10 protein-coding genes are annotated in these 11149 nt (G+C 55.3%); 5 read left to right on the top strand and 5 right to left on the bottom strand.

Annotated elements, in window-relative coordinates; genetic code table 11:
* The first annotated feature begins 140 nt into the window (after positions 1-140).
* The 3 genes from BM258_RS05690 to BM258_RS05680 are packed head-to-tail and all read left to right on the top strand — an operon-like array spanning position 141 to position 4048.
* Complete coding sequence (locus BM258_RS05690) at positions 141-1250, top strand: microcin C ABC transporter permease YejB (RefSeq protein ID WP_090069854.1); 1110 nt, start codon at positions 141-143, stop codon at positions 1248-1250.
* Positions 1251-1252: 2 nt separating this feature from the next.
* Positions 1253-2392, top strand: coding sequence for an ABC transporter permease (locus BM258_RS05685; RefSeq protein WP_090069852.1), 1140 nt, complete (start codon positions 1253-1255; stop codon positions 2390-2392).
* Positions 2393-2404: 12 nt separating this feature from the next.
* Positions 2405-4048 (top strand): ABC transporter ATP-binding protein, encoded by a 1644-nt coding sequence (locus tag BM258_RS05680; RefSeq protein ID WP_090069850.1) that lies wholly within the window; start codon positions 2405-2407, stop codon positions 4046-4048.
* 24 nt (positions 4049-4072) lie between these two features.
* On the opposite strand, the gene BM258_RS05675 is transcribed toward BM258_RS05680, so the two are convergent.
* Positions 4073-5602, bottom strand: coding sequence for a S41 family peptidase (locus tag BM258_RS05675; RefSeq protein WP_090069848.1), 1530 nt, complete (start codon positions 5600-5602; stop codon positions 4073-4075).
* Positions 5603-5744: 142 nt separating this feature from the next.
* Positions 5745-5990, bottom strand: coding sequence for a hypothetical protein (locus tag BM258_RS24235; RefSeq protein WP_139229208.1), 246 nt, complete (start codon positions 5988-5990; stop codon positions 5745-5747).
* A gap of 117 nt (positions 5991-6107) precedes the next feature.
* Here BM258_RS24235 and BM258_RS05665 point away from each other — a divergent pair, with 117 nt between their 5' ends.
* Positions 6108-7049, top strand: a complete 942-nt coding sequence (locus tag BM258_RS05665; protein ID WP_090069845.1) for a 2-hydroxyacid dehydrogenase — start codon at positions 6108-6110, stop codon at positions 7047-7049.
* A gap of 12 nt (positions 7050-7061) precedes the next feature.
* Here the strand turns inward: BM258_RS05665 and BM258_RS05660 are convergent, their stop codons facing one another.
* The 3 genes from BM258_RS05660 to BM258_RS05650 all read right to left on the bottom strand — a co-directional run bounded on the left by BM258_RS05660 (position 7062) and on the right by BM258_RS05650 (position 9970).
* Positions 7062-7976, bottom strand: a complete 915-nt coding sequence (locus tag BM258_RS05660) for a C40 family peptidase (protein ID WP_090069843.1) — start codon at positions 7974-7976, stop codon at positions 7062-7064.
* Between the two features lie 65 nt (positions 7977-8041).
* Positions 8042-8392 (bottom strand): MarR family winged helix-turn-helix transcriptional regulator, encoded by a 351-nt coding sequence (locus BM258_RS05655; RefSeq protein ID WP_090069841.1) that lies wholly within the window; start codon positions 8390-8392, stop codon positions 8042-8044.
* Positions 8393-8569: 177 nt separating this feature from the next.
* Positions 8570-9970, bottom strand: coding sequence for a leucyl aminopeptidase family protein (locus tag BM258_RS05650; RefSeq protein WP_090069839.1), 1401 nt, complete (start codon positions 9968-9970; stop codon positions 8570-8572).
* A 311-nt stretch (positions 9971-10281) separates the two neighbouring features.
* Here BM258_RS05650 and BM258_RS05645 point away from each other — a divergent pair, with 311 nt between their 5' ends.
* Positions 10282-11076 carry a tetratricopeptide repeat protein gene (locus BM258_RS05645; RefSeq protein WP_244544603.1) on the top strand — a complete coding sequence of 265 codons (795 nt, stop codon included), beginning with the start codon at positions 10282-10284 and terminating at the stop codon, positions 11074-11076.
* Positions 11077-11149: the final 73 nt, after the last annotated feature.

Below are 11149 nucleotides of genomic sequence, written 5' to 3'. Positions count from 1 at the left end.
TTTATGGTTACCAAAGGGTTATGGCTCACGATGGCCCCTTTCAATCCGCCAGAGCCACAACGGGTAAAAAGCCCGATAGAGACCAAACAAAACCGGCAAGCAATCAGACAGAAAGCCGGACCAGAGGATGGAGAGACTTTTTGGGCGCTTATATTCTGCGACGTCTCCTCTTGATCATTCCGACGCTGATCGGGATCATGGCAATCAATTTCGCGGTCATCCAGTTTGCCCCCGGCGGGCCGGTCGAGCGCGTTATCGCACAGGTCACAGGCACCGATGTGTCGGCCACAGCGCGCATTTCCGGCAGCGGCAGCGATTTTGCCGGAACGGGAACCGGCGGCGGTGGAGGTGGTGAGGATATCACCTCCAAATATCGTGGCGCACAGGGGTTGGACCCGGATTTTATCAAGGATCTTGAAAAGCAATTCGGCTTTGACAAGCCCCCTCTGGAACGCTTCCTTGGCATGTTGCGCAGCTACGCCACTTTCGATTTTGGCAACAGCTATTTCCGCGATATCAGCGTGTTGCAGCTGGTCAAGGAAAAGATGCCCGTTTCCATTTCGCTCGGTCTCTGGATGACGCTGATCTCCTACCTGATTTCCATCCCGCTGGGCATTCGCAAGGCGGTATCCGATGGGTCCAAATTTGATGTCTGGACCAGCGCAGTCATCATCGTCGGCTATGCCATTCCGGGCTTTCTGTTTGCGGTCTTGCTGATCGTGCTGTTTGCTGGCGGTTCTTTCTTCGATCTGTTCCCCCTGCGCGGACTTGTCTCGGACAATTTCGCAGATCTCAGCTGGTGGGAAAAGATCCTCGACTATTTCTGGCATTTAGCCTTGCCGCTCACAGCCATGGCGCTTTCTGCCTTTGCCACCACGACGCTTTTGACCAAGAACTCTTTCCTTGATGAAATCCGCAAGCAATATGTGGTAACGGCCCGCGCAAAGGGGCTTACCGAACATCAGGTGCTTTATGGCCATGTGTTCCGCAATGCCATGCTCATCATCATCGCCGGTTTCCCCGGAGCTTTCATTGGCGCCTTCTTTGGCGGATCTCTGCTCATCGAGACGATTTTCTCGCTCGATGGATTGGGGCTTTTGTCCTTTGAAAGCGTGATCAACCGCGATTATGCCGTGGTCTTCGCCACGCTTTACATTTTCTCGCTGATGGGTCTGCTCATCAGTCTTGTTTCCGATATCACCTATATGCTCATTGATCCCCGGATCGATTTCGAGAGCAGGGAGGTATAGGAATGAGCAACAAAGACATGACAAAACCAGCCAAACCAAGCTTTCGTGATCGCCTTTCTCCGCTCAACCAGCGGCGCCTCAAGAGTTTCAAGGCCAACCGACGTGGTTACATCTCGCTGTGGCTGTTCCTCGCCCTGTTTCTGGTGACGCTGTTTGCCGAATTGATTGCCAACGACAAGCCGCTTCTGGTCTCCTACAAGGGCGAGATCCTCTCACCCTTGATGACGGATTATCCGGAAACCAAATTTGGCGGCTTCCTTCCGGTAACCGACTATCGCGATCCGTTCATTCAGGATGAGATTGACGCCAACGGCTGGATCTTGTGGGCGCCGATCCGCTATAGCTACAAGACCGTCAATATGGATCTGCCTGTCCCGGCCCCTGCCCCGCCAAGCTGGATGCTTGATAAAGAGGTGCGTTGCGCGCCCTTTGATGAAGGGGTCAATGACCGCAACTGCACCATTGGCAACTGGAACTGGATCGGTACGGATGACCAGGGGCGTGACGTATTGGCTCGCCTCATCTATGGCTTCCGCATTTCGGTTCTGTTCGGTTTGACGCTGACCTTCTTCTCTTCAATCATCGGAGTGACGGCAGGCGCTGTTCAGGGCTATTTCGGCGGCCTGACGGACCTCATTTTCCAGCGTTTCATCGAAATCTGGACCTCAGTGCCGCAGCTCTATCTGCTGCTCATCATCGCGGCCATCATCACGCCAAGCTTCTGGATCTTGCTTTCCATCCTGCTGCTCTTTAGTTGGGTGGCGCTTGTGGGGGTGGTGCGCGCCGAATTTCTGCGCGCGCGCAATTTCGAATATGTTTCAGCGGCCCGTGCGCTGGGGGTTTCCAACCGCACCATCATGCTCAGGCATCTGCTGCCCAACGCCATGGTGGCAACGCTCACCTTCATGCCCTTTATCCTCAATGGCTCCATCACGACGCTCACATCGCTCGATTTCCTTGGTTTCGGCTTGCCTCCCGGCTCGCCTTCGCTGGGCGAGCTGTTGGCGCAGGGCAAGAAAAATATCGAGGCTCCGTGGCTCGGGATTACCGGGTTCCTGTCCATTTCCATCATGCTGAGCCTGTTGATCTTTATTGGCGAAGCGGTGCGCGATGCCTTTGATCCGCGCAAGACATTTCACTAAGGAGGGAAGCCAATGACCAAGACCCATTCTTCTTCACCGCTTCTTTCCGTCAAGGATCTGTCTGTCGCATTCATGCAGGAGGGCAAGGAACAGCTGGCCGTTGATCGCATCTCCTTTGATCTGGAAAAAGGGGAGACCATGGCACTGGTGGGCGAGTCCGGTTCGGGCAAGTCTGTCTCGGCTCTATCGATCCTCAAGCTGTTGCCCTATCCGGCGGCGTCTCACCCTTCCGGGCAAGTGCTGTTCGATGGCGTCGACCTGCTCAACGCGCCGGACAAGACGCTGCGTTCGGTGCGCGGCAACCGCATTTCCATGATTTTTCAGGAACCCATGAGCTCACTTAACCCGCTGCATACGGTAGAAAAGCAGATTGGCGAAGTGCTCTCGATCCATCATGGCATGGGCGAAAAACAGGCTCGCGCCCGGGTGCTTGAGCTGCTTAATGACGTGGGCATTCGTGAGCCGGAGAAGCGGCTGAAGAGCTATCCGCATCAGCTTTCGGGTGGCCAGCGCCAGCGCGTGATGATCGCCATGGCACTTGCCAACGAGCCTGAGCTGCTCATCGCCGATGAGCCAACCACGGCGCTTGACGTCACGGTTCAAGCCCAGATCCTTGAGCTTCTGCGCAAGCTTCAGAAGACCCATGGTATGGCGCTGTTGTTCATCACCCATGATCTGGGCATCGTTGAAAAGCTGGCAGACAAGGTCTGCGTCATGACCAAGGGGCAGATTGTCGAGCACGGCCCGACCGAGCAGATTTTCTCCACCCCTTCCCATGCCTATACCAAGCATCTGCTCAATTCCGAACCAAGCGGACGAGCGCGACCGGTGGCAGATGATGCCCCGATCGTGCTTGAAACCGATGATCTCAAGGTCTGGTTCCCGATCAAGCGCGGTTTCCTGCGCAAGACCGTGGGGCATATCAAAGCCGTGGATGGCATATCCCTTGCCATTCGGTCCGGCGAAACTCTGGGCATCGTGGGAGAATCCGGTTCGGGCAAGACAACGCTTGGGCTGGCCCTGTTACGCATGATTTCATCGAAGGGTCCGATTGTCTTTCAGGGCAACGCGCTTGATGGCCTCGACAGCAAGGCCATGCGAGAGAAACGCGGTGATTTGCAGATCGTCTTTCAGGATCCCTTCGGCTCCCTGTCTCCGCGTATGTCCATTGCCCAGATCGTAGATGAGGGTCTTGAGATCCATGCTCCCCATCTCAGTGCGCAAGAGCGTGACGCCAAGGTTGTCGCCGTGCTCAAGGAAGTGGGCATTGATCCGGAGACCCGCCATCGCTATCCGCATGAATTTTCCGGCGGGCAGCGCCAGCGTATTTCCATTGCTCGCGCCATGGTGCTGGAACCCAAATTCGTCATGCTGGACGAGCCGACCAGTGCGCTGGATATGAGCGTGCAGGCACAGGTGGTCGATCTTTTGCGCGATCTTCAGGCCAAGCATGATCTCACCTACCTGTTCATCAGCCATGACCTCAAGGTGGTGCGGGCCCTGTCCAACCGCGTGATCGTCATGCGCAATGGCAAGGTGGTTGAGGAAGGCATAGTCGAGCGGATTTTCGACGCACCGGAAACCGACTATACCAAGGCCCTCATGGCAGCCGCCTTGCGCATGGAAACGGCGCCGGAAGGTGTGGTGGCAGATTAAAGAGACTGGGGAAAAAGAGGCGGGCTAAAGCTTATCAAGCACAAATTCCAAGGTTTTTCTCTCTCGATCGATGAGACTGGCCGGATAGCCATCGATCAGGATGTCCGGTTCAACCCGGCCGTCAGGCAAAGTCTCATCCACCAGGCAGACGATCGGGATCCTCAGTTTCAGTTTGCTATAGGGCATTTCGAACGAGCCCGGAGCCCTCGCGCACATGCGATTGGCGCGTACGGTAGTCGGCATGCCCACAAGGGTGGCTCCACGAAACTGCCTGAGTTGCGCTGCCAAAATACCGGCAGCTGAGGCAGTGCGTTGCCCGATCAGCACATAAAGCTTGCTTTCAAGGCCCGGCACATCAAACGTCTCCGGTTTTATCGCAATCATATGATTGTCGCCAACCCTTGGCTCTGTTTGAGCGACTTCCGATTCCAAACTAGTAGCCCAATTTTCCAGCATTCCATCGGGCTCGTAATTTTCAGGGAGATGAAGCGCTCCATGACGATAGACATTATAGCTCACAAATTTGGAAGTATCGACGCCAAGCAGTGCCGCTATCAGCATTTCAGTCCGGCTATTTCCACCACCGCTGTCTCTCAAATCCAGGATTAGGGTTTTGGGCTCATGGGCACGAATAGTGCTGAATATCGCTTTATAATCGTTGCCTACAGCTTCATAACTCTTGAAGTCAGGCAGGTGGAGATAGACTGCCGCCTTCTGGGGGGAAAAGAAGGCATAGGGCTGTGCAACAGATAGTCCCCGCTGCGATTTTCTTTGCGGCCTTTCAAAACCGGATTGGTGCAACAATTGAATCTGGGACATATATTTGTTCTGTCGCGTTGGCCTTCTTCGTTTTGCCTCAAAATCCAGCTTTCCCTTGATCTCGGCCGTGCTGTCACGGTCGGTGTAACTATAAGCAGCCTCGCGTCTCTCTCCCCACATGCCATGCAAAACCATTTCATAGAGCAGTTGAAAATGCTGCGTATTCACGGTGTCTGGCGGAAGACAACCATCCTTGGGCCAAACCGCCTGCAGCATGTCGCGCAATGCCTCTTGCGATGTTCCATTGATCTCGACCAACGACCGCATGGCTCCATCGACCTCAACCATCAGCTCGTCATCACGAATCTCCAGCGGTCGAGACCTGACCGGCCAAAGAGTTGATTTGATGCGGTAAAGCTCAAATGCCCGTGGCAACCGATGCTCGCCTACGAAAATACTCGTGTGATAATCGCAGACAGACGCCATCATGCGCGCATGCAGCAAGTAGGCTGTCGCCAGATCATTGTCTTGGCGAATATCATTCTTGATCGCAGCATAGACCAGATCGAGCTCTTTCCTTGAGCGGTAGAGATGGGCGTAAGGATGATAGCGATTGAGAAGGTCGTAGGCTTCATCAAGCTCTTCAGACATTTGCTGGCGGCTTAGATGAACACCTTCGGCTTCTGCATCCAGCTTCTTCTGCCAGACTCCGTTGATATTCACGAGCCCAAAGGCAATGAGGCCAAACAGGGCGACCGGAATAATGAGAACATTGGAAAATTGTTTAAAGAACATGGCAAAAGGTCAGCTGAGGTCAAAACCACCTGAAATTGCACCATCGAGTTTTAAACAACCTTAATATCCTTCGACCAATCTGGACATGGTTAACAAGCTACTAAGCTGATCTCGCATCCGGCTCTGCACCTTCACTACCATGTTATTCATCATCGCTTGGCAGTTGGACCGGGCCCGAGGGGAAAGCGGGTTCTCCGCGGAGAATGCGGTTCATACAAGCGGTATATTCTTTCATCAAATGCCGATCATCGTGTTTTATCGCTTCCTTGCGGATCTGCTCGCAGCGTTTCAAATCTGATACCGCATCTCCTGCGGGCACTATCGAACGAGCAGAAACCGGGGTTGCCAAAAGTAAAATCAAGAGAAAACTGCAAGTCTTGCGTGTCATGGTGGGCTCCTTTTGTGAACTGTGCTTTCCTTTTGGTCGCTTTGACTTGCCATTGGGTTCAAACAAACTTTATTGTGCCGACCAAAAGAGCCATAGCCTTCCAAAGGACACCATTTCATGAAAATTGCACTGACCGCCAAGGGCTGGGAGATTCCCGCCTGGATCGAAAATCTGAATAAATTGCTGCCCGAAGCTGAAGTCCGCCTGTCTGACAACCTTGGCAATCTTGAAGAGATCGAGTATGCCCTCGCATGGAAGGGCGACACGGCCTTTCTCAATGATCTGCCGAACCTGAAAGCCATCTTTTCTCTGGGGGCTGGTGTCGAATTCCTGACACAAGAGCCGAACCTGCCAGACGTGCCCATTGTACGGGTTATAGGCGATGATCTTACCGCCCGCATGTGCGAATATGTGGTGCTCAATGTTCTGATGCATCACCGCCACAGCCTGCGCAGCCTTAAACTTCAGTCCCGCAAGGACTGGACACAGATACCGGATGCTGCCGCAGAAGACTTCCGGGTTGGCGTGCTGGGGATCGGCGTTCTGGGGCTGGCAGCGGCGCGCAAGCTGCAGAATTTAGGTTATCGCGTCTCCGGCTGGAGCCGGTCCCCCAAAGAAATCGCAGACCTTGAGACCTATCATGGCGCAGACGGCCTTGACACCATGTTGGGCAAGACCGACATTCTGGTCTCCCTGCTGCCGCACACGCCGGAGACCGAAGGCATTCTCAATCTCGATCTGTTCAAGAAGCTGGCCAAGGATGGCCCTCTTGGCGGTGGGGTGATCATCAATGCGGGGCGCGGCAAGCTTCAGGTGGAAGACGATATTGCCACCGCAATCAATCAGGGCATTCTGGCAGGCGCCTCGCTGGATGTGTTCGAGCAGGAGCCCCTGCCCTCTGACAGCCCGTTGTGGGAGCTGCCCAACGTCATCATCACGCCGCACATCGCTGCCGTCAGCGCGCCATATGCCACGACGAAATGCATCGTCGAGCAGATCAAGCGCAACGAAGCGGGCGAGCCGATGGTCGGTATCGTTGATCGGGGTGTGGGCTATTAAGCCCACCCTTTGCTATTTTGTCAGCCGCCGGATCGTTCTGAGTTTGCCATATTCATTCTGGGCTATGCGCTCAATCGCTCCGGCGAGCGGCTCTTTTGCCACCGCCATATGATGGCCGTTGGCATGGAGCAAAGTGTCCGGATCGGTCATGATACCCACATGGCCGGGCCAGAAAATGAGGTCACCGCGCGCCAATTCGGGGAGCCCTGCGGAGATATCCAGCGCAACGCCTGCTTCCTTTTCCTGCATGGAGGCGTCCCGCAGCATCTCGATGCCTGCCATTTCCGCAGCCAATTGCACCAGCCCGGAGCAATCGATGCCAAGCGAGCTTTTGCCACCCCAAAGATAGGGCGTACCGATCAGGCTTTCTGCAACGGCGACGAAATCCTCCGCCTTGCTTTCGACCTCGCACACATGTTGGGCAACCACCCAACCGGCTTCCCCGTTGGGCGTTGGCATGTTTAGCAGCTTGCGATAGTGCGTGCCGCGCACCTCCTGCTCTTCGCCAAGGATGAGCCCTGTGCCCATCGACAGGAAAACCGCGGCAGGATATTTCAGGTCCGGCCCCGGATAGACAAAGGTGCGCACGGCGCTCACCTTGTGGGTCGGCGCTCCGGCGATGAATTCATCATTGAGAGAACCACCAAACGGCCCCAGCGCGTTGGAAGGAATGTACCCGACATAGCCGTCACCATCCAGCTGCACCCAGCTCCAGCCGTTAGCGCCTTCTTCAAAAACTTTGACCACTTCGCCGAGCATGGCTTGCGTATCAAGGCCACTGCGCCCGTCCGGACCGGATTTGAGCGGTGCGACGGGCACCTGCACCCGCTTGATGACGGGATCAACGAAGCGTTCGGCCTCCACCTGCCCTTCAAGGCGTTTGTCGGCAAGATCCGGGCGGAAGGCATTCAGGGACGAATTCAACATGAACTTTCTTTACTCATTGAGGCTCCAAGAGAGGAGCTGTCTTTGTGGGGAGATGGCCTTGAGGGTCAGTAGCTTATCTGGTGGGCTTTGTGAACGATCTTGTAGCCGAGCTTTTCGACATAGAGCGCACCCTTGACGGTGCGCAAGATAACCACGTTGCGCTTGTCCATGTCGTCGCGGCGGCGGGTCAGAAGGCCATTTCGGCCCATTGTGTCCAGCGCGCGGGTGATGGCAGGCTTGGTAACTCCCAGCTTCGCCGCAAGGCCTCGCACAGTATGAGGCGGCGTTTCCATATAGACTGTGAGAAGCACCATCATCTGCCGTGCAGAGAGGTCGCTTTCATCTTCCAGCACCATATCATGGGTCACGTCGTGCCATAATTTCAACGCCTGGCCAGCGCAAATATCCATAGACATCAATTCACAAAACCCCCGGGCACCATGGCCAACCCGATCCCGGAATCCACGTATATTCCGGCTTCCTGCGCGCGCCCCTGTGTAATTAATGCAGATTCATGGCCCGCAAGCAAGATGCGGGAACCGAGCCAAAGGCTCAATTCCCGCAAATAACAACTTTGATGATGTATTGCTCAGTTATGACCAACTCACATCGTAGCGATTGCGGATGAGGTTATAAAGCGCACGAATACCTTGCGCTTCGCCCCCTTTGGGGCGCGCCGCCTGAGCTGCAGGGGCCCAGCCGAAGATGTCGAAATGCACCCAGCTCTTGGTCTTGGCCACAAAACGACGCAGGAACAGAGCGGCGGTGATCGAGCCTGCAAAACCGTCAGAGGAGATGTGGTTCACATCGGCAATATCGGAAGAAAGCTTGGCGTCATAGGCATTCCACAGCGGCATATTCCAGAGCGGATCCCACTGCCGATGGCTTTCGCTGGCAATGGCATGCACCAATTCGGAATCATCGCTATAGAATGGCGGTAGATCCGGACCAAGCGCCACGCGCGCTGCGCCGGTCAGGGTGGCCATGTCGATCAGCATTTCAGGCTCTTCATCGTCAGCCAAGGACAGGGCATCAGCCAGAATAAGGCGCCCTTCGGCGTCGGTATTACCGATCTCGACCGTCAGGCCTTTGTGGCTCTGCAGCACATCTCCGGGCCGGAAAGCATCGCCCGCAATGGAGTTCTCCACGGCAGGGATCAGAACGCGCAACCGCACCGGCAGCTTTGCGGACATGATCATGGACGCAAGCCCAAGAACGTTGGCGGCCCCGCCCATATCCTTTTTCATCAGCGCCATGGAGTTGCCCGGCTTGATATTGAGCCCGCCGGTATCAAAGCAAACGCCCTTGCCTACCAGAGTCACTTTCGGATCGCTCTCCTTGCCCCAGATGAAATCAAGCAGACGGGGTGCGCGTGGGGATGCACGGCCCACGGCATGGATCATCGGGAAATTCTTCTCAAGCAGGGCGTCACCCGTGGTGACTTCAAGCTTAGCGCCATGGGTATCGACCAACCCGCGCGTCACCGCCTCAAGCTCATCGGGGCCCATATCATTGGATGGTACATTGATCAGGTCGCGGGCCAGATTGCACCCCTTGGCCTGACGCAGGACTTCATCACTATCCACGCCTTCGGGCCAATCGAGTTGAGGCATTTCCTTGGCGTTTTCCTTGTAGCGATCAAAGCGATAGCAGCCCAAATGCCAGGCCAGTGTCGCCAGAAACAGCGCCTGCGGATCTTCAACAAACCTGTCAGTATCTGCAAAATGATAGCGCCCAGCAGGCAGCTTGACCGGCAAAAGCCCGGGCAGCAGGGGAGATGCTGTCTTGCTCTCTTGCTTGCCAAGGCCAAACAGCACTGCTTCGCATGTGCCGGACGGTCCGGGCACCAGACAAACCTCACCTTCCTTGGCGGCAAAGCCTGTCGCTTCAATCCATTGGGTCGCCGGAGCAGACAGCGCCTTGGGCAAGAGCGCCCCGGAATCACTATTGATGAAATAAACAGGGCAGGAATCAGGTTTAATCGGCATTGTCATTCTTTCTCATTTATCATTGCTTGTTATCAAGATGGGCTTTCGAGCGACTGGAATCAATCCGCCAATGACGAACAAGCCTAATGCATTTGACAAATTTCGCAAAGGCAATGACAGGGCACTGCCCAGTTCGCGCATCCTCACAAAAAGGTAGAAAAACTCAGAAATCCGCACAGCCCAAATGCATGCAAATTGCGAGAATTAACCAAGCATTAGGGTTAATACTTTATTTCTGGAACATATGCGATCCCGCGCCGCAGATGGCGCGATTGTTACGGGTTTCGCCTGCGGTGCCGATTTCAGAGGTTTGCTCCATGAATGCTCAATTGAATGCAAAACCATCCCACGCCATGCGCAAGATCATGCTCGCTGGCTCCATCGCTCTGGTCATCGCCGTTGCCGGGTGCTCCTCGAACAAGAAAAGCACGTCGTCCTCGACCCATCAGGGTGCAAGCTATGCCACTGAGGAAGCGCTCAGAGCCTCGGTGACCTATTGGGAAAAGCGCTATCGCAACAATAACAAGGATACCAAGACCGCCCTCAATTATGGGCAGTCTCTGCGTCTGCTCGGCCGTCACGATCAGGCGCTTGCTGTTTTGGAAAAGCTGGCAACCGAACATCCGAAAGACCGGGTGATTCTGGCCGCCTATGGCAAGGCGTTGGCCACCGTCGGACGCTTCCAACAAGCCCTACAGGTGTTGCAGACCGCCCAGACCCCAACGACGCCTGACTGGCGGCTGGATAGCGCCATGGGTGCAATCTATGACCAGACCGGCAACTTCCAAAAAGCCCGCGGCCATTACGACAAGGCCTTGCTGCAGGCTCCGGACTCTCCCAGCGTCTTGAGCAACTATGGTCTGTCCTACTTGCTGGAAGGCGATCTGGTATCGGCTGAAAGCTATCTGCGCCGCGCGGCTAAGAACCCCAAGGCAGACAGTCGCGTTCGGCAAAATCTGGCGCTGGCGCTGGGGCTGCAAGGCAAATTCGGGGAAGCTGAGGCCATCGCCAGCAACGAGCTTTCTCCTCAGCAAGCCGCCGAAAATATGGCCTATCTGAAAGAGATGCTCAGCCAGCGCAACAATTGGGACAAGATCAAGAAGCAAGGCTGATCTGAGATCTCGGGTTGCAGCCGCAATAAGGTGTGCGCGGCTAACACAGCAGGCTGAACACATGATAAAGGGC

Origin of the sequence: Cohaesibacter marisflavi, from assembly GCF_900115225.1 — a bacterium.
GTDB classification, from domain to species: Bacteria; Pseudomonadota; Alphaproteobacteria; order Rhizobiales; family Cohaesibacteraceae; genus Cohaesibacter; species Cohaesibacter marisflavi.
Note: the sequence above shows the minus strand (reverse complement) of the source record. Positions and strands in the feature narration are given on the sequence as shown.

Coding starts and splice junctions, on each gene's coding strand:
- BM258_RS05655 (WP_090069841.1), bottom strand. CDS start 8,392: ATGTCTATGGATATTTGCGCTGGCCAGGCGTTGAAATTATGGCACGAC.
- BM258_RS05675 (WP_090069848.1), bottom strand. CDS start 5,602: ATGTTCTTTAAACAATTTTCCAATGTTCTCATTATTCCGGTCGCCCTG.
- BM258_RS05645 (WP_244544603.1), top strand. CDS start 10,282: ATGAATGCTCAATTGAATGCAAAACCATCCCACGCCATGCGCAAGATC.
- BM258_RS05685 (WP_090069852.1), top strand. CDS start 1,253: ATGAGCAACAAAGACATGACAAAACCAGCCAAACCAAGCTTTCGTGAT.
- BM258_RS05660 (WP_090069843.1), bottom strand. CDS start 7,976: ATGTTGAATTCGTCCCTGAATGCCTTCCGCCCGGATCTTGCCGACAAA.
- BM258_RS05680 (WP_090069850.1), top strand. CDS start 2,405: ATGACCAAGACCCATTCTTCTTCACCGCTTCTTTCCGTCAAGGATCTG.
- BM258_RS05650 (WP_090069839.1), bottom strand. CDS start 9,970: ATGACAATGCCGATTAAACCTGATTCCTGCCCTGTTTATTTCATCAAT.
- BM258_RS05665 (WP_090069845.1), top strand. CDS start 6,108: ATGAAAATTGCACTGACCGCCAAGGGCTGGGAGATTCCCGCCTGGATC.
- BM258_RS24235 (WP_139229208.1), bottom strand. CDS start 5,990: ATGACACGCAAGACTTGCAGTTTTCTCTTGATTTTACTTTTGGCAACC.